This is a genomic window from Pseudoalteromonas aliena SW19, assembly GCF_014905615.1.
GTDB classification, from domain to species: domain Bacteria; phylum Pseudomonadota; class Gammaproteobacteria; order Enterobacterales; family Alteromonadaceae; genus Pseudoalteromonas; species Pseudoalteromonas aliena.
Map to the genome: position 1 here is coordinate 332,559 of NZ_AQGU01000027.1, position 20,133 is coordinate 352,691.

A 20,133-nucleotide genomic window follows, 5' to 3' on the forward strand; every position below is an offset into this window, starting at 1 on the left:
AAAACACGTAAATGTGTTTGTGCTCGTTCGAGAATAAAATAGTGGGTTTATAAGTTATGAGTAAAGTATTACTATGTTACCAATAACTATAAAAGTAACGAACAGCGCTTAAAATCAACTTAAAAAGCGTTAAAAGAGGGTTTAATGGCTAATATAATAGAGCTAACAACTAAAAATAATACCGCTATACTCACCATGAATACCGCTGAAAACCGTCACAATCCAGCGTTTTTGGCTGAGTTTAATTTACACCTTGACCACATTGAAGCTGATCAAAATATTAAGTCAGTTATTTTAACGTCTTCGAGTGATAAAAACTGGTCATTAGGTATCGACCTCGAGTGGATGTCTAACCCAAGCATTTTACCTGCAGCAATTTCCGATTTTATGGTGCAAATAGGCGACTTATTCAAGCGCATAGTTACTTTTCCTATGCCTATTATTGCTGCGTTAAACGGGCATACCTATGGTAATGGTTCTGTGCTTGCGTGTGCGTGCGATTTTAGATTTATGAAGTCAGATAAAGGCTTTTTTTGTTTCCCAGAAGTGGATGTAATGGTGCCGTTTGTACCCTCAATGTTTCCTATAATTAATAAAGCAATTTCGCAAACATTTTTTAATCGTTTAGCTATGTCGGGTGAGCGAGTCGGCGCTCTGCAGTTGCTAGACAACAAAGTGGTTGAAGCGGTGTTTACAAATAACGATGAGCTACAAGTTGGCGTGCTTGAATTTGCTCAGCAATTTAATAAAAATCGCTGGATCTATAAACAAAATAAAACACAAATGAACAAACAAATTTTACTAACAATGAAAGAAGAGGACCCAAGCTTTATTGATAATATAAGTAAAGTGCTTTGGGGAAACTTACAAAATAAATAGTTAACCTAAACTCTGGTTAAGATATTTACTAACACATTGAATTATGGTGATATTTAGATTTATTTTCTCTAGCCAGAGATTTTCAGTGAAAGCAAGGCGAATTTACGCGTCAATAGCGGGCCTATTGCAAATAAATTCAACGCAGTTAGCGCTGAAAATAGCAGCTTGAGATAGATTTATTATCCAGAGTTCAGGTTAGTTAGTAAAAGCGGTGTTAGCTAAATCCAAAACTCGTTTCACAATTAAGGACTCGTTAAGGCCCATTGCGCTAGATTTTCAGACCAAACTGCAAGGTAAAAGTGCTTTCTTAAAAGTTTAACAGCTTTTACCTGTCTCATTTTAACTATATGGGTTAAAATACCTACATAACCAACTAACAAGATAGTGAATGTCAAACCAAGATCCAAATCTCAGTCGAGAACAAGAAAAGTACGAAAACCCAGTCCCTAGCCGTGAGTTTATACTTACTCACCTTCAAGAGCGTTCAAAGCCTGCTAACTATGCGCAATTATGTGAAGAACTAGCAGTAAATGATGACGAGCGCCAAATAGCATTTAAACGCCGCCTTCGCGCTATGGAGCGTGACGGACAGCTGTATTTCAATAAATTTAAATGCTACGCCCTGATTGACGAAGCCGGTTTAACTAAAGGCAAAGTAATAGGCCACAGAGACGGTTTTGGCTTTTTAGAAGTTGAAGGCGAGAGTAAAGATTGGTTTATTGCTAAGCATCAAATGAACATGGTGCTACATGGCGACATTGTACTTGCTAAAGGCACCAAACGTGGCTCAGGTTCAAAATGCGATGCACGTATTATAAAAGTACTTACAAATGAGCGTGCGCCAGTTGTTGGCCGTTATTTTGTTGAGCACGGTATTGCTGTTGTAGTCGCTGAAGACCCGCGCATAACGCAAGATATAATGATTTTACCAGGCAACGAAAACGGTGCCCGCCATAACCAAATGGTGCAGGTTAAAATCACCCAAAATCCGAGTCGCAACATGAATGCGGTAGGTAAAGTTGTTGATGTATTGGGTGAGCATTTAGCCCCAGGTATGGAAATTGAAGTTGCGTTGCGTAATCACGATATTCCACACGTATGGCCAGAAGAAGTTGAAGCACAAGTTGCTCACCTAGGTGAGTTTGTTGAAGAGGCTGACAAACAAGGCCGTGTAGATTTACGTGATTTACCACTTGTAACCATTGATGGCGAAGACGCTCGCGACTTTGATGACGCCGTATATTGCGAACCTAAAAAATCAGGTGGCTGGCGCTTATGGGTTGCTATTGCCGATGTATCGCATTATGTAGGAATGAACACGCCGCTTAACAAAGAAGCAATTTTACGTGGTAACTCAGTGTATTTTCCTGAGCAAGTAATTCCGATGCTACCAAAAGTGCTTTCTAACGGATTATGTTCGCTTAATCCAAAAGTAGATCGCTTATGTATGGTTGCCGAAATGACCGTATCGAGCGCGGGCAAACTTTCGGGTTATAAGTTTTACGAAGCGATAATGAACTCGCATGCACGTTTAACTTACACCAAAGTAAATGCTATTTTACAAAACGACGAAAAACTACGCGAAGAATACTCAGCTGTCGTGCCACATTTAACTGACTTACAGCAAATGTACATGGCACTTAAAGCAGCACGCCAAGACCGTGGTGCCATTGAGTTTGAAACTCTAGAAACACGTTTTGTATTTAACGCTCAGCGTAAAATAGAATCAATAGTGCCTGTTATTCGTAACGACGCGCACAAACTCATTGAAGAATGTATGATTTTAGCCAACGTATCGGCGGCTAAAATTCTTGAAAAGCACGAAGCAAGCGCGCTTTATCGTGTGCATGACGAACCCGACAGCGAAAAACTAGGTAACTTTACTAAGTTCTTAGGCGAGTTAGGTATCGAAAGCACTTTGAGCGACGAGCCAACGCCAAAAGAAATAACCCAAGTACTAGCGCGACTAGGCGACCGCCCAGAAGCCGAGCTTATTCAAACTATGCTACTGCGTTCAATGAAACAAGCGGTATATCAGCCAGATAACATTGGTCACTTTGGATTAGCGTTATCGGCTTACGCGCATTTTACATCGCCAATACGTCGTTACCCAGATTTAGTAGTACATCGTGCTATTAAAGCAGTAATAAAAGCACAAGGTCAGCAAACGTCTGGCGAATACGCGTATACCGATGATGAAGTTGATCAACTCGGTGAGCAATGTTCTACAACAGAGCGCCGCGCCGACGATGCAACTCGTGAAGTAGCTGATTGGCTTAAATGCGAATTTATGCAAGATCACGTAGGTGACGAGTTTAACGGTGTTATTTCATCAGTTACTAACTTTGGTTTGTTTATTCGTTTAGACGATTTACAAATTGACGGATTGATCCATGTTACTAATTTAGGTGACGAATTTTTTGCACACGATGCTGCAAAACATTGCTTGATTGGTGAGCACACCAATACTGTATATCGTCTTGGCGACAAAGTCACTGTACAGGTTGCGTCGGTTAGCTTAGACGATCGCCGTATAAACTTAACGCTTAAAGGCGATGTAGCACAAGACAGATACTCTCGTCGTCGTGCACCAAAAGGCGCAGGAAAATCTGAGCATGCACCAGCAAGCGTACGTGCACAATTAAAAGCAGGCAAAGTTCCGGGTAAAAAATCGCACAGCGATGACAAACCAAAAGGCAAAAAAAAGCCAGCGAACAAAGATAAAGGTAAGCCTGCAAATAAGTCTGCAACTAAACCCGCAGATAAAAAAGCAGCAGACACTGCCGTAAAGAAAAAACCGAAGAAGAAGGCCGTTAAAAAGCCTAAAAGACCAGGCAAAAATGCCCGTAAACGTACTAGCCCAGGAGCAGACAATACGTGAGTAATGAATTAATTTTTGGCTTTCATTCTGTTGAAGCAATTTTAGAAAGCGAACCAGAGCGTTTTGTTGAAATTTACGCCCTCAAAGGCCGTGACGACAAACGCTCAACTCCGATTATTGATGAAGCACTTAAATTTGGTATTTCAGTACAGTTTATGCAGCGCAAAGCCCTTGATAGCAAATCAAAAGGTGAGCAGCATCAAGGTATTATTGCCAACGTAAAAGCAGCGCCTACGTTTAATGAAAAAGATCTTGATGCGATAATCGCTCGTGAAGATACACCGTTTTTACTTGTGCTCGATGGCATTACCGATCCGCATAACTTAGGCGCATGCCTACGTAGTGCAGATGCTGCGGGTGTTCACGCTATCATTGTACCTAAAGATCGTTCTGCTAAGCTTAACGGTACAGCACGTAAAGTAGCTTGTGGTGCAGCCGAAACAGTGCCGCTTATTCAAGTGACTAACCTTGCGCGTACGCTTCGCGAAATTAAAGATGCAGGCGTATGGGTTGTAGGCACTGCTGGTGAAACTGATAACCACGTATTTGATGCAAGCTTAACAGGCCCAATGGCGATTGTTATGGGCGCAGAAGGCGAGGGCATGCGCCGCTTAACGCGTGAGCATTGCGATATGCTCGTTAAAATCCCAATGGCGGGTACTGTTTCAAGCTTAAACGTATCGGTAGCCACGGGTATTTGTTTGTTTGAAGTATTACGCCAACGTAACGCAAATAACTAATACCTAATAAATAATACCTAATTTAAATTAAGTATTAAAAAAGCCGAGATTGAAATTCAATCTCGGCTTTTTTGTATCTGTAATTTACGCTTTAACTTTACACCAATTGATGCTCTATTATAGCGATAGTAAAATAGCTCTATAGCAAGGCAAAAATAACGAAATATAGCTGTTCTTATATCAGTTATTTTTAACACAGCTAGTGAACCATTTCTCCTATACAAAGCGCAGGTAAACGGTTTAATAACAAGGCAATAATTTAGATGTGTAGTGCTTTTACATAAAAAATTATTAACGCTGTTAGTGAACCATTTCTCCTATACAAAGCGCAGGTAAACGGTTTAATAACAAGGCAATAATTTAGATGTGTAGTGCTTTTACATAAAAAATTATTAACGCTGTTAGTGAACCATTTATCCTATACAAAGCGCAGGTAAACGGTTTAATAACAAGGCAATAATTTAGATGTGTAGTGTTCTTACATAAAAAATTATTAACGCTGTTAGTGAACCGTTTAACCAGCTTTTAATTTAGAATGAGTAAGTGTAGCCCATCTGTACAGTACGCGGCTTACCAGGTTGAATGCCACCGTTTGAACGGTTAGCAATGTATGTTTTATCAAACAGGTTATCAACGCTTAGGTATACTTTTTGATTCTCATCAATTAAGTATTTAGCGGCTAAATCCCACACAACGCGGCTATCAATTGCGTTTAAGCCTGACTGCGTTAAGTTCGCGTGCGCATCAGATACGTAACGCACTTGGCTGTTTACTACAAAAGCAGAAAACTCAGCACCTAATGATAACGCTACTTGGTTTTCTGGTACGTAAGGCATTGCATCGCCTTTTTCTACCGCGCCCCAAATCTCTGAATCAAAATCGTTTTTAAATTCAGAATCAGTGTAAGTGTACGTTAATTTAACTGGGAACATAGCTGCATCAGTCGCAAACGTACGGCCAGCGCTAAACTCAAAGCCTGATACTTCTACTTTACCGTAGTTGTATTGGTCGCCAATGTTGTCGTCGCTACAACCTACAGATGCAGTACAGTTACCGTGCATGTTGTCGTAATCAGAGTAAAATGCAATAACTTCACCGCTAAAGCTATCCATATTGAAGCGAGAGCCAAACTCGATGTTTACACTTTCTTCTTCTTCTTGAACTGCATTACCCGGTGCTGCAGGTGCATAGCCTTTTTGAATGCCCGCAAGTAGTGTCACGTTTTCGTTAAGTGTGTAAGTAGCACCTAACGACGGAACTAAAATTTCAGTGTCGTTAGACACATCTTTAGTTAAACCGTTGCTGCGAGTAGGATCTGATTTAGACCACTCTTCACGTGTAATAGTAATGTCTTCATAACGAAGACCCGCACTGATCACTAACGCATCAATTGTCCACTCGTCTTGAATAAACAAGGTACTTGCTTTTGCGCTATCTACACGGTTGCTATCAGAGCCTGGAACACCTTGCGATGTTAGCGTCATGCTTAAATCTTGATTTAGTGTGTATTTGTCTTGCCATTGAAAACGATCCATTTCGTCTTCGTGGTAACGTACGCCAACCGTAATGTAGTGATCGCCAGCAGGGATATGTAATTCAGACTGAATCCCTTTAGCTTGGTAATCGCGGTTGTTAGCTTTAATAGCAATATCTTCGATACCTTCGCTTGTTGGGTTTGCTTCAAATTCGCTGTATTGCGCAAGGTAGCTTTCACTTACTTTGCTGGCTTTATACCAGTTACGATGAAAATCGTTTAAGTAAGCTGTAGCTAAAAGCTCATAGCCAGCACCAAAACGATACGCGTAGTTAAGCTGGTATGCATTGTGGCGAGTGTTCATTTCATCGTTTTGCGATGCAGCATAACGACGATAAGGACTTTCTTGATAGTCTTCGTCTGTTAAGCCCATGTATGTTTCGTCTGATGTTTCGTCAGAGTACTTAATTTTTAGCTCTAAATTATGCGCATCGTTTTGACCAAACGTATGGCCAAACTTTAATAGTAAATCTGTTTTTTCAAAGCCGGTGTTGTCATTGCCTACTGGCAGCTCTTTAAAGCCGTCTGCGCCGTAAGTAAATACTTCAATTAAACCTGCTGTGTTGTTTTTTTCTTTACCAAAGTAAGCGTGACCTTTGTAGTAACCGTCGCTACCAAGGGCTGCATCTATCATACCTTTTGAGCTGTTTGGTTCAGTAGGTAGGCTGCGTGAAAGCAAGTTTAAAACACCGCCCGTAGTACGAGGGCCATACTTAACAGAAGCCGCACCTTTTAATACTTCGATAGATTCCATACGACCCATAGTAGGGAAGTAGTAAGCAGAAGGGGCAGAGTAAGGCGCAGGTGCAACTAGTACACCGTCTTCCATTACAGAAATTTTATCGTTACGGCCAGTACCTGTACCGCGCATACCAATGTTAGGGCGAAGACCGTAGCCGTCTTCTTCTTGCACGTAAACGCCCGGAACAGAGGCTAAAACGCGAGAAATATCGGTGAATTCAAATTTTTGCAGTTCTTCGTCAGAAATAAACGTAGCCGAACCTGGAATATCGTTAATTGCTTGTTGTGAACCAATAACGGTAATTTGTTCAAAGCGTTGTTCTTTATCGCTGGTGTCTTTTGCTATTGCAGTAGCACTAAAAGACAAAGCAACCGCAGCTGCTAGGGTAGATACTAAAAATTTAGGGTTCATTATGTTCCTAATCATGTCAATTATCGAAATTGGCGTAATTTGAACACGTTAACGAATACGAATCAATGTTATTAAGTATTTAATGATTCAGTTTTTTAGAACTAAAAACGTCTTCTTATGCAACTTAGTTAACTAAATTATACTAATTTACCAGAACTCTGGTTAAGGTATTTACTAACACAGTTAGCCTATTGCAAGTAAATTTAACGCAGTTAGCGCTGAAATAGCTGCTTGAGATAGATTTATTATCTAGAGTTCAGGTTAGTTAATAACGGCTCAACTAATTGAGCACTTACTTTAACCTAAACGCAGGGCTATAAATTCAGCGAGTTTATCAACCGCATTTTCCGACTCTCCGGCACTTTTAACTAAACTTATGCCAATATCGCCAAGGGCAGGTAAGTGTTTAGTTTGCACCTGATAGTTAAGCTCGCTGGGTACAGTACTTTTAGCAAGGACGGTAATGCCAAGCCCTTCTTTGAGCGCTGCAATAAGACCGGTTAAATCGGCATTGCTATAAACAATACGGTATTTTATGCCGGCACTTTTTAATGCATCAATTGCGCGGCGACGATAAATACACCCCTCTGGCGCCGTAACTAAAGTAACTACGTCATTTTGAGCCAGTGATAAGTCGCCCACCCATACGAGTTTGTCTTGCATAAAAATCGGGAATTTTTCAGAGCTGAGCCGTTCATTAAGGGCGAGGACTAGATCAAATTGATCTTGGCGAGAAGCCGAAAGCAAATGCTTACTCAAACGTGATTTAACTTCTAAAGACACCTCAGGGTAGAGCGCCACAAAATCGCCAATAATGGAAGGCAAAATACGCGCAGCAAATTCGCTAGGAATACCCAAACGCACTCTACCGGCAATATTTTCGGAGGTAAATTGCTGCAAAATAGCATCGTTGTATTGCATCATTTGCTTTGCCATCGGCAGTAATAGCTCGCCGTACTGGTTAAGTACCTGGCGCTGGCCTTGTTTTTTAAATAACTTATATCCAAGCACATCTTCCAAGCGCTTTATTTGCAAGCTTACTGCCGGTTGCGACAAACCCAATAAATCGCCAGCTTTAGCAAAGCCGCTTACCTCAACGACCATAACAAAGGTGCGTAAACTGTCGGTTGATATATTTTTCATATTTAAAATTACAATTTATGTCGCCATATATATAAGTATTATTTATCAATTGATAAATAATTACAATTTGTTGTTATACATCTTGCGCAATATACTTTTATACATTGAAAATACATAGGTGTTTGTTATGACTTTTAACCCAATTATGTTTGCCCGCCACAGCAACGCTAGCAGCGCGGTTGTCAACGCTTTGCAAGCAAATAACAACACCGTTGTAATGGATTTTAGCGGTAGTGAAGCATCGGTATTTTTAAGTACCATTTTAGGCCACGATTTAACTAAATTAACGGCCAGTGGCTTAGGATTGAAAGGGTCGCTCGACGAAGACCTAAATTCTGATTATAGCTACGCTGTATATTATTTTAGCGAAACCGCTTTTAGATTTGTATTACCACACAGCGCAAGCCTTCAATTACAATCACTTATAAATGAACAACAGCTTCGTTTTGATATTGATTATGTTACTCGTACCGACCTAACTACTTTTACCCTAAGCGGCGAAAACGCATTTGATACCCTAGTTGATGCTTTTAAGTTAACGCCAGGTTTACGCCTTTCTGACGCGCAACTTTGTTACGGCGCGCAAAGTGGTGAGGTATTTATTACTGCTATTGATAAAAGCGATGAACAACACTTTGTGCTTATAGCAAAAACGCCAGAGCTACAAAAATGGCAAAGCTATATGCAAGCGCATGGTTTTGCACTTATGCAAAATCAAGCCGCATAACGAATATAAACAACAGGTAAGTATAGTAATGCTTACCTGTTTTTAGATCTATTTAAGCCACGCCCATTAAGGGTTAATTTAAACGTGAAGGAATGTTATGACGTCTAAAACTGTACTACATGCTAAGCACCTAGAAGCGGGCGCAAAAATGGTTGATTTTCATGGCTGGGAAATGCCAATCAACTACGGCTCACAAATAGAAGAACATAATGCCGTTCGTACTGATGCAGGTATGTTTGACGTATCACACATGACAATTGTTGATATTGAAGGCGAGCAAGCTCAAGCATTTTTACGTAAGTTAGTAGCAAACGACGTAGCTAAATTAACAGTGCCTGGTAAAGCACTTTACACCGGCATGCTTAATGAGCAAGGCGGCGTAATTGATGATTTAATTATTTACTTTTTTAGCGAAACGTTTTATCGCCTAGTTGTTAACTCAGCGACACGTGAAAAAGACCTCGCACATTTAGCTAAAGTATCGAGCGATTTTACCGTTACAGTTACTGAGCGCCCAGAGTTTGCAATGATTGCAGTGCAAGGCCCTAACGCAAAAGCAAAAACAGCCACACTTTTAAATACTGAGCAACAAGCCGCTGTTGAAGGCATGAAGCCGTTTTTTGGTGTGCAAGTAGGTGATTTATTTATTGCCACAACGGGTTATACTGGCGAAGACGGTTACGAAATAGTAGTACCGAACGACCAAGCGGCCGATTTATGGCAACAACTGCTAGATGCAGGTGTAGCGCCTGCTGGTTTAGGTGCACGCGACACGCTACGTTTAGAAGCAGGTATGAACCTTTACGGCCTAGATATGGACGAAAGCGTATCTCCACTTGCAGCTAACATGGCATGGACCATTGCATGGGAACCAGAAGATCGCGACTTTATTGGTCGTGACGTACTTGTTAAGCAACGCGCAGAAAAAAGCACTGACAAACTAGTTGGCTTAGTGTTTGAAGAAAAAGGCGTGCTGCGTAGCGGTTCAAAAGTAATTGTTGATGGTGGTGAAGGGGTTATTACCTCAGGTACTTTCTCACCAACACTTGGTTTTAGTGTAGCCCTTGCACGTGTACCACGTTCAACAGGCGACACAGCTCAAGTAGAAATGCGTAAAAAATTAGTAAACGTTAAAGTAGTAAAGCCTAGCTTTGTACGTAACGGTAAATCAATAATTTAAATAATTTGGTTATATCAATCAGTGTAATTACAGTGATTGATATCCTCCCAATATAAACCAAAGGACAAATAAAATGAGCAACATTCCTAGCGAGTTAAAATACGCACCTTCACACGAGTGGGTTCGTAACGAAGGCGACGGTACATTTACTGTTGGTATTTCTGAGCATGCACAAGAGCTTCTTGGCGACATGGTATTTGTTGAATTACCAGAAGTGGGTGATGAAGTAGACGCTGGCGAAGATTGTGCAGTAGCAGAGTCGGTTAAAGCAGCATCAGACATTTATGCCCCGATCAGCGGTGAAATTGTTGCAATTAACGACGAGCTTGAAGATTCACCTGAAACAGTAAACAGCGATGCTTACGGTGACGGTTGGTTATTCCGTATTAAAGCATCTGACGAGTCTGAGCTAGAAAACTTGCTTGACGCTGAAGGTTACTCGCACACTATCGACGAAGAATAATCGTTAATTATTGTTTGCATTAAAAGCCCCACTATTTAAAACATTGGGGCTTTTATGATTAAAGTGCTTATTTTTCCATACATGGTAAGCAGCTAAATCATAAATATTTTTATTATTACTAGTTACCCATTAGTAATAATTACACTTTTTTGGATCATAGGAATCTGGACACATGTCAAACGCCAAATCTCTTGAACAGTTAGAGCAAAAGCAAGATTTTATTCGCCGCCATATTGGGCCAAGCCCAGAGCAAGTAAGCGACATGCTGAGCGCGCTTGAAGTATCGAGTGTACAAGAGCTGATCGATCAAACTGTACCTGCTAGCATTCGCCTAGAGCAACCGCTAACAGTTGGACAAAGCCGTACTGAAGTTGAAACACTAAGCTACTTAAAGTCAGTAGCAAGCAAAAATAAAGTTTTCAAATCATACATTGGTCAAGGTTACCACCCAACACATGTACCACACGTAATTTTACGTAACGTACTTGAAAATCCGGGGTGGTATACTGCGTACACACCGTATCAGCCAGAGATTGCACAAGGGCGTTTAGAATCATTATTAAACTTCCAGACTATGACCCTAGATTTAACTGGCCTTGATTTAGCAAGTGCATCACTACTTGACGAATCAACAGCCGCTGCAGAGGCTATGGGCCTTGCAAAACGCGTATCAAAAGCGAAAAAAGCAAACGCCTTTTTTATTGCTGACGACGTACACACACAAACAATCGACGTAGTAACAACGCGTGCCGAGCAGTTTGGTTTTGAAATAATTGTAGGTAAAGCAGAAGATGCCGTAAACCACGACATTTTTGGCGCATTGTTCCAATACCCATCTACATCAGGCGAAGTGGTAGACATAACTGACCTAATTGCTGGCGTACAAAGCAAAAAGGCCATTGCCTGTGTTGCTGCCGACATAATGAGTTTATTACTATTAAAAGCACCAGGTAAACTAGGCGCAGACGTAGTACTTGGTTCGGCTCAACGTTTTGGCGTACCTATGGGTTACGGCGGCCCTCATGCTGCATTTTTTGCAACACGTGACGCATACAAACGTTCATTACCAGGTCGTATTATTGGTGTATCTAAAGACCGTTTAGGTAACGATGCACTACGTATGGCAATGCAAACGCGCGAACAACACATTCGTCGCGACAAAGCCAATTCAAACATTTGTACAGCGCAAGTATTACTTGCCAATATGGCAGCGTTTTACGCGGTGTACCACGGCCCACAAGGCTTAAAAACTATCGCGCAGCGTATACATCGCTTTGCTGATATTTTAGCAACAGGCTTAAAAGCTAAAGGCATCGCACTTAAGCACAGTACTTGGTTTGATACGCTAACAGTAGTAAGCGACAGCAAATACGACATAATAGCGCGTGCAATTGCAAAAGGCGTAAACTTTGCAACAAACCACGAAGGCGAGTACTCAATTTCGGTATCAGAAACAACAACACGTGCCGATATTACTGAGTTATTCGATATTATTTTAGGCGAAGGCCATGGCCTAAGTGTTGACGCTATAGCAGCCGACGTTGAAGCAAATGGCAGCGAGTCAATCCCTGCAAGTTTAGTACGTGATGACGAAGTACTAACGCATCCAAACTTTAACAGCTACCACAGCGAAACAGACATGCTTCGCTACATTAAGCGACTAGAAAGCAAAGACTTATCGCTTAATCACTCAATGATCTCGTTAGGCTCATGTACCATGAAACTAAACGCGACCGCAGAGATGATCCCAATTACGTGGCCTGAGTTTGCAAACCTTCACCCATTCTGCCCGCTGGATCAAGCCCAAGGTTACCAAATAATGATTGGTGAGCTACACGACTGGCTAGTAAACATTACCGGTTACGATGCAGTATCACTTCAGCCAAACTCTGGCGCGCAAGGTGAATATGCAGGCTTAATCGCGATTCGTAAATACCACGAGTCACGCGGCGATGCACACCGTAATGTATGTTTGATCCCAAGCTCTGCGCACGGTACTAACCCTGCATCAGCACAAATGGCGAGCATGAAAATTGTGGTAGTTAACTGCGATAAAAACGGTAACGTAGACATGAGCGATCTTAAAGCGAAAGCTGAGGAAGTGTCTGAAAACTTATCGTGCATCATGATCACATACCCGTCTACGCACGGCGTATACGAAGAAACAATTCGCGAGATTTGTGACATTATTCATGAGCACGGCGGCCAAGTTTACATGGACGGCGCTAACATGAACGCGCAAGTTGGTGTAACAAGCCCTGGCTTTATTGGCTCAGACGTATCGCACTTAAACTTGCATAAAACGTTTTGTATTCCACACGGTGGCGGTGGTCCAGGTGTTGGCCCAATTGGTGTTAAATCGCACCTTGCGCCATTTATGCCAAACCACAGCGTAATTAACGTACCAGGTACTAACATTGGTAACGGTGCGGTATCGGCAGCGCCTTACGGCTCAGCCGCTATTTTACCTATTTCATGGGCTTACATTACCATGATGGGGTCAGAGGGCTTAAAACAAGCCACTGAAATGGCTATCGTTAATGCTAACTACTTAACGCATGAGCTAAGCAAGCACTTCCCAATTTTATACCGTGGTCGTAACAACCGTGTTGCTCACGAATGTATTGTTGACCTACGCCCGCTTAAAGAGCTATCAGGCATTACTGAAATGGACGTCGCTAAGCGCCTGCAAGATTATGGCTTCCATTCACCCACTATGTCGTTCCCAGTAGCTGGCACATTAATGATTGAGCCAACTGAGTCTGAATCAAAAGGTGAGATTGACCGCTTTATCGAAGCAATGGTGTCAATTAAAGGCGAAATTGAAAAAGTAATCTCTGGCGAATGGTCAATCGAAAACAACCCGCTAGTGTTTGCACCGCATACACAAGGCGACGTATTAGGTAACGAATGGGACCGCGCATACGACCGTTTTTACGCTGCATTCCCAGTGCCTGCAGTGGCTAAAAACAAGTTCTGGCCAACCGTTACACGTATAGATGATGTATACGGCGACCGTAACTTAGTGTGTTCATGCCCAGCGGTAGAGACTTATCGCGACTAAGAACAGGGACTAATTTTTTGACCTTTAATGGATAGTAAGCTCCATTATAGTTTGGGAATTTATCAAAAATTAAAAAAGCCGTTGCAGCAATGCAGCGGCTTTTTTGTGTGTGTTTAAACATTGTAGACGCACAGCTTGCTGGCGTGTTGGGCGCAGCCCAAAAGGTGTTTAAGTATTGTTGGCGCATATTCGTTTGCTTTTGGCTCATTGAGGGATTAGAAACCTTATTCAAGGTTTTGTCGCGCTGGCGACGGCAGCCAAAGAGGGACCAGCGGCAGCCAAAGAGGGGCTGCCGCTGGTCCCTCTCTGGACACGCTCAGCGCACCCGAGCATCACGCTATTTCCTTCAAACCACAATCGATGTGAACGTAAACGGCGAAGATAGGCCATCCATGGCCTAGTTTCGCCTTATCGCGCATCCATGCGCGATATTACTCATCAATTGCTTATTTCAGGGCGTGATGACGGGGGAAGGGTGTTAAACGTGAGATTGGTGTTTGCTTTTGGAAAGAAACAAGATCTGACCCTCGCATTTTCGTATGGGCGTAGGTTGAGAAGAGTGAAACGAAACCCAACGAATCACAAATATACTTACTCGCTCAAAAACCAAGAGTATGTGTTATTTATTGTAGGCGTTTAGCTTGCTTACGCGCGGGCGGTAGCCCGAATAAGTATTTGAATGGGTGTTTGAGGTTACTATTACAGATAACGCGAATACGTTTGGTACTTCTAGAAATTAGAAACCTTATTCAAGGTTTTGTCGCGCTGGCGACGGCAGCCAAAGAGGGGCTGCCGCTGGTCCCTCTCTGGACACTCTCAGCGCACCCGAGCATCACGCTTAATCCTTCAAACCACAATTGATGTGAACGTAAACGGCGAAGATAGGCCATCCATGGCCTAATTTCGCCTTATCGCGCATCCATGCGCGACATCACTCATCAATTGTTTATTTTCAGGGCGTGATGACGAGGAAGGGTGTTAAACGTGAGGTTGGTGTTTGGTCTTGGCTTATAAAAATAGGAATGACTAAAGTAATTTTTGATATTTGCACAGTTTTATATTCAGCTAGTGTTAACTTATTGCTTTTTAAACACCTTTTTACCTGTTAATATTTATTTTTTAAAAACCTATGTTTTAAGGAAGTCATATGGCAGAAAGTGGGCTCATTACATTTTTTGAAGTTACAGAGTGCGGACTACATAAACTTGAAAAAATAAATACACTTAACGGGAAAACTAAAAATAAATATAATCATGTTAGTGGCGGGCTTACTGAAACTATAAATGAGGTTGCTAAGTGGGTTGCAGATGTAGGGAAGGACAGCTTTAAAAATACATTACCTTGGGATGCAGATTCTAACCCTAATAGAGAAAGAGTTTATTGCGCAGATTTTTTTCAAGATGAAAAGTCTGGTGATGCATTATTTGTATTTTGCAAAGCCTTAGAAAATGGCGATGATTCATTAAATGGCTTTGTGGAAGATGCTAAGTTTGGGGATAAAGCCGGAAGTGTAGTAAGGGTTGATAAACAAGTCAAAGGTAAAAAATTAATTTATGCAAAGCCAATGTATTATTGGTTTATTCCTCGTCTTGGGCTCATTGCGAGTATTAAATTTCCCCATTCTGTTGCTGCAACAGATTTGATTACTGACTACTTTAAGCGGTGTATAGATAATTTTATCCCTAATGAATGTAAGAGAGTTACTCAGTACCAACAAGATGCACCTAATGGAAAAGAAGTGACTGTAAAAAGAGTTAGATATAACGATGCTAATGACAATGAGATGACTTACTTATTTAGAGCTTGCAAAAAAGAGCTTAACATTAAAAATGTAAGTTTGAAGTATCTCGCTGATAACATAACTCACCTTGTTGTACGAGATACTATTTCTTATAAAAAAGAAATAGAAGAAGATGGTCTGTTTTCTTTTTTTAATAAGATAAAGAAGAAACAACCAAAGTTAAAAAGAGATCAAGAGGTAGAAATAATTGAACCAACACGTTTGGATGAGCATCAATTGAAAGGTATAATGGAAGTGCAAGTCGAGGAGCATGTAACCTCTGGCTGGAACAATGTTGGTTTTAGGCTTAATGATGAAGATTCTACAAAGTGGTTTAATAGCTATGTTGCAAGAAAGCATATAAAATTAGATTGTATTAAAGTCTGCGATACTTATTTCCAAGCTATTGATGTATTCGATTGCTTAGATGCTCAAAGAGAAAAGCTGTTAGTTGACTTTGAAGAAACTGCTAAATTAGCTTAAGGTTAAAATATGGATGCTTTTATTTGGACATTAAAACAAGTTGCTTTCTTAATAATAGGTATTGCTGTTGCTGCTACTTTTAGTGATACAGTTGCAGTTTCAAAGTTTTCACCAGTATTGGCCACTCTTCAGAATATTTCAGCCGCTGTTTTTACACTTGCAGGAATTTGGGTTGCGTATCTATACCCCGAAGCTATAACTGCCTTAGCTAACCCCAAAAAAGTAAAGCTTTTAGAAGGGATTGAGGCAACACAAAGAATCAAAATGCTCGTTTTGACTATATTTACTTCAGCTTTTGTTCTTATTTGGATTTTAATGCTGAACACACTAAAACCTATATTTGAGTCATTTATATTTGTTAAAGAATATTCATATTGGTTTAAATTATTTTATTTTGGTTTTATTTTATACTTAGTGCTTAATCAGGTTTGGTCGGTGCTTAGGATTATGGGTGCGAATATCGACTTTATTCATAGTCTAAGTTACAGGAAGACAGAGCAAGAAATTCAGGATAAGTTAAATAAATAATAGGGTGTCAGTATCCGTGATCCCACTTTCGAAATATAAAAAACTCATCCATTAGAAAGTTCCGGTCAAGCAGGCTACTGTTTTTGCTTGACCTTTTTATTCAAAACTAAGCGTTCTTATTATTTAAACTCAATTTAAATATGACTACGCACCTAGTCATGACGTCGATTGGTGTGAATATGAATCGTGGCTTGAATAAAGAACGCCATATAAATTAGTCCCTTGGCTTGCCCCACAGTTATCGTTTAGCGCCAGTATCAGCCCAAACTACAAATATCTTGAAATTATACTTTTAAGCTCTATAATTACGCGTAACAACACCCCTCCCGCTACCCGTAAGCTCAGCGCCCTGCGAGGGGTTAATTATTTCTATAGCATGATAAAAGGATTTAGCCTTCATGCAGTTCCCTAAAGCCCCCATAACATTTGCGCAGCAAGTCGACTTACTAGAAGATCGCGGGCTAGTAATTAATGATAAAGAATCAGCAGCCTTTTATCTTAGCCATATCAATTATTACAGGCTAGGCACTTATTGGTGGTCGTTTATTGAAGATCATCAAAACCATACTTTTAAGTCTGCTACTACGTTTGAGCAAGTGTTAAATCTGTATTCTTTCGATAGAGAATTAAGACTGTTACTACTTGATGCCATTGAGCGAATAGAAGTTTCTCTGCGAACTCAGTGGGCATATCATTTAGCAAAAAAGCATGGTTCACATGCACATTTAAATCCTACTGCATTTACTTCTAAATTTAATCATAATGACTTCGTTAGTAATATTTGTGCTGAAATTCAACGAACGTCAGATACAAATATAAAAAAGCAAAATCACAAATATAATGAAGACACACCCGCTATTTGGATTATTGCTGAAGTAATGAGCTTCGGCTGGCTTTCAAGAAGTTATGATGCAATAGGGCGACGAGCGCTAAAAAATGATATTGCAGATTCATATAAAGTAAAAGAAACAATACTTTCATCTTTTTTACACCACATAACGACGGTGCGTAATATCTGTGCCCACCACAGCCGTTTATACAACCGAGATTTTACATTTACCATGAAGCTGCCAACAAATGGCGACAGTGTTTTACTTAATAGTTTTAGTGATACAGCTAAGCAGTTATACAACACACTCGTTATGTGTGCTTATTTTATGGATTTAATTAGCCCTAATCACCATTGGAAACAAAAGTTAGCTAGCTTGATTGAGGTGTATAATATTGACGTAACCGAAATGGGCTTCCCTGAAAATTGGAAAACGTTACCTATCTGGAATAGCATTAAATAAATTAGAAACTAATGGGTGACCCTGTTGGCCATAGGCAAGCTAAACTTGCTTGCGCGTGTGATTTTCGGTTTGGCTAACTGTTTTTACTCGCCAATTTGAAACTTTCAAACTCTGTACTTACTTTGTCGGGATAAGTCCGCGACCTACATTAAATTTTGATGCATTTATCATTTAAGTTATTTTTCATCTATCGCAACTGGCTCAAGTGTTGTCATTTTTAAATAAACCCTATTTTCAATATCCAACTTATCAACAGGGTATTGGCCCCGAATATTTTCATTATAAAACTTACCCATTGATGTTGAGTAATACAGCTCATCCCATAATAAGATAGGTATATTATAATAACGGTAAACGCTTCCTGATTTGAATTTTAGGTCAAGGATTTTATTGATCGTTGAATAGCCAATGTGTGAAAAAGCACTTGAATTTACTGGGTGTTGTTCAAACAAAGGAAATGGGGTTTGGTTTAACATAGAAAGCTTGATCCCAGCGCTTATTGCATTTGCAACTGCATTATTTCTGAGATAGCTATCAATTAGCCCATGACCAGTTGAATCAAATAAAGACTCAGCAGAATAGTTTGAAGGTAAACTACCAAATAAAACCCTCACGGCTCGCATGACCCAGTCTTCGTCAAGTGTAAGGTGTGAAATAATCTCTTTATATTCCTCCCCCAAACTTCCTCCCATTGAACTTGTTGGTGTTGCTACTGCGGCTAGGCTAACCATTGGATAATCGGAAGCAAGATACCCGTCGCTATATTGATAAGTAGATATGGCTTCCTCAAAAAGAGCATTGGTGTAAAAGTTACCTTGTGAGTGACCAATAAGAATAATACGGTTGCAAGAATGCATCTGAAATTGAAGTCTTTGAAATGCATTTTTATAGTCTGTCTCGTCAATAATAGAGTAATTTACTTCAGTAAATACATCCTGTAAAACTGATTCAATTTGAGCGATATCTATATCTGATAGTGAGCTAACTGTGCCTCCAATTATTGCCGTTATTATACGGTACTCTGGTGAGAATACGGGTAAGTCACTATATTTTTGCTGTGCGACTTCATATATTTGCATAAGTATAGCTTCACTTTTATTATAACTTCCCGCAGGAAGTGCTCCTTTTTTAAATTCTGGTAGATGAAAATCTTGAAAGTAACTTAATTCATTTAAATTAGCTTTGTATTGCTTGATATTAGTCCGCACCCCATTTACATAGAAAATGCGTACATTATCAATATTTTTAGAGCAGTACCGATCTAGTGCATGATAATTACCATAAGTAAAAATTGGAAATATAAGTAAGAACAAAATATATGTAGCTTTCATTTTATGTCCTCCTTAAGTATTTTGCAGTCTCTATCAGCGCCGTAATGAAAATCGTCATCCCAAGCAATATAGTCACTAATTTTATTTTGACTTTTACGGTTAGCGTACGCTCTATCTATCGTATTAAAGTATAAAACTTCGGGTTCTCTAAAGTGTGGGTGTGAATTTTGTAAATATCGAACACAGTAACTTATGTTAATCAGATCTAAAATAATCTGTTTACCAATTTCCGCATCTAAATTTGGTATACGACCTTGTTCAATATCAATAACTAATTGTAACGTTGAGGCTGTGCCTAAACTAAAAGTGATGAGCTGCGGTGAATCAAACTTTTCATATACAAGCCGTTCATAATCATCACGAATACCATTATCATTTTGGTCAATACCGTCTAGCGTTTTATAGTCATCTGGGTGCGCAGGAGGTAAATCTGGTGTTAGGTAAAATAAGTCTTGAATGCGTTGCCAGCTGCTATGGGGTTTGGGTTTATTATTCTTATTCCAATAACGGGCAAAATAATAATCGGTATTGTGTTTTACCAAATTGCCACCTCGGTATACCTTGTTTGCTTGCCACTTTTTTATCACTGTATCTTGTACCCAAATCCAGCCATCCCAGTGGGGTTGATTTTCTATTGGTTCAATCCCTTTAACCCAAAAGGCAGCAATAAATAGGCTGTTGTTGTGAGTGACTACATCACCAGCTACGTATATTGAACCGGCCTCCCATGGCTGATGATTTGGCTCAATGTCTGCTAAGTTAGTATTTGCGGATTGCTGAGGTAGTTGAAAAATATTGGCAGCGTAAGTTTGTGAGTGAAACAATATGCCAACGATAATTATGAGCTTAATCATATCAAATTCCTTTTAATTGGAGTTCCATTACTTTTTAAATCAAGCCCAGTTTTTAGGTAATTGCAAGGTGAAGGACTGAATTTTCAAAATTATTACAGAGT

14 protein-coding genes are annotated in these 20,133 nt (G+C 40.2%); 10 read left to right on the forward strand and 4 right to left on the reverse strand.

Going from position 1 to position 20,133, the window contains the following annotated elements; all coding sequences use genetic code 11:
• The first annotated feature begins 144 nt into the window (after nt 1-144).
• The 3 genes from PALI_RS14905 (at nt 145) to rlmB (ending at nt 4,500) form a co-directional block, all read left to right on the forward strand.
• Nucleotides 145-879 (forward strand): enoyl-CoA hydratase/isomerase family protein, encoded by a 735-nt coding sequence (locus PALI_RS14905; RefSeq protein ID WP_193156318.1) that lies wholly within the window; start codon nt 145-147, stop codon nt 877-879.
• Between the two features lie 388 nt (nt 880-1,267).
• Complete coding sequence (gene rnr / locus PALI_RS14910) at nt 1,268-3,760, forward strand: ribonuclease R (protein ID WP_193156319.1); 2,493 nt, start codon at nt 1,268-1,270, stop codon at nt 3,758-3,760.
• Entirely contained in the window at nt 3,757-4,500 is a 744-nt protein-coding gene (gene rlmB, locus PALI_RS14915; RefSeq protein ID WP_193156320.1) for a 23S rRNA (guanosine(2251)-2'-O)-methyltransferase RlmB, read from the forward strand. Before rnr ends, rlmB begins: the two co-directional genes overlap by 4 nt.
• Nucleotides 4,501-5,030: 530 nt before the next feature.
• Here the strand turns inward: rlmB and PALI_RS14920 are convergent.
• Entirely contained in the window at nt 5,031-7,187 is a 2,157-nt protein-coding gene (locus PALI_RS14920) for a TonB-dependent receptor family protein (RefSeq protein WP_193156321.1), read from the reverse strand.
• A 297-nt stretch (nt 7,188-7,484) separates the two neighbouring features.
• Entirely contained in the window at nt 7,485-8,330 is an 846-nt protein-coding gene (locus PALI_RS14925; protein ID WP_077535947.1) for a LysR family transcriptional regulator, read from the reverse strand.
• 127 nt (nt 8,331-8,457) lie between these two features.
• Here PALI_RS14925 and PALI_RS14930 point away from each other — a divergent pair, with 127 nt between their 5' ends.
• From PALI_RS14930 to PALI_RS14960, 7 genes are all read left to right on the forward strand, one after another.
• The gene (locus PALI_RS14930) at nt 8,458-9,057 is read left to right on the forward strand and encodes a hypothetical protein (protein ID WP_193156322.1); all 600 of its coding nucleotides are present in this window, start codon (nt 8,458-8,460) and stop codon (nt 9,055-9,057) included.
• 97 nt (nt 9,058-9,154) lie between these two features.
• On the forward strand, nt 9,155-10,237 hold the full coding sequence (gcvT, locus tag PALI_RS14935; RefSeq protein ID WP_193156323.1) for a glycine cleavage system aminomethyltransferase GcvT: 1,083 nt from the start codon (nt 9,155-9,157) through the stop codon (nt 10,235-10,237).
• A 73-nt stretch (nt 10,238-10,310) separates the two neighbouring features.
• A complete protein-coding gene (gene gcvH / locus PALI_RS14940; RefSeq protein WP_193156324.1) occupies nt 10,311-10,700 on the forward strand; it encodes a glycine cleavage system protein GcvH in 390 nt (129 codons plus the stop codon).
• Between the two features lie 172 nt (nt 10,701-10,872).
• Complete coding sequence (gcvP, locus tag PALI_RS14945; protein ID WP_193156325.1) at nt 10,873-13,764, forward strand: aminomethyl-transferring glycine dehydrogenase; 2,892 nt, start codon at nt 10,873-10,875, stop codon at nt 13,762-13,764.
• A 1,147-nt stretch (nt 13,765-14,911) separates the two neighbouring features.
• A complete protein-coding gene (locus PALI_RS14950; RefSeq protein WP_007579956.1) occupies nt 14,912-16,027 on the forward strand; it encodes a hypothetical protein in 1,116 nt (371 codons plus the stop codon).
• 9 nt (nt 16,028-16,036) lie between these two features.
• Complete coding sequence (locus PALI_RS14955) at nt 16,037-16,555, forward strand: hypothetical protein (protein WP_007579957.1); 519 nt, start codon at nt 16,037-16,039, stop codon at nt 16,553-16,555.
• Nucleotides 16,556-16,953: 398 nt separating this feature from the next.
• Nucleotides 16,954-17,847 (forward strand): Abi family protein, encoded by an 894-nt coding sequence (locus PALI_RS14960; RefSeq protein WP_193156326.1) that lies wholly within the window; start codon nt 16,954-16,956, stop codon nt 17,845-17,847.
• A gap of 176 nt (nt 17,848-18,023) precedes the next feature.
• Here PALI_RS14960 and PALI_RS14965 read toward each other — a convergent pair whose 3' ends face one another.
• Both PALI_RS14965 and PALI_RS14970 read right to left on the reverse strand, forming a co-directional pair.
• Entirely contained in the window at nt 18,024-19,178 is a 1,155-nt protein-coding gene (locus PALI_RS14965) for a KTSC domain-containing protein (protein WP_193156327.1), read from the reverse strand.
• Nucleotides 19,175-20,032 carry a chitodextrinase gene (locus tag PALI_RS14970; protein ID WP_193156328.1) on the reverse strand — a complete coding sequence of 286 codons (858 nt, stop codon included), beginning with the start codon at nt 20,030-20,032 and terminating at the stop codon, nt 19,175-19,177. The genes PALI_RS14965 and PALI_RS14970 overlap by 4 nt, the downstream gene beginning before the upstream one ends.
• Nucleotides 20,033-20,133: the final 101 nt, after the last annotated feature.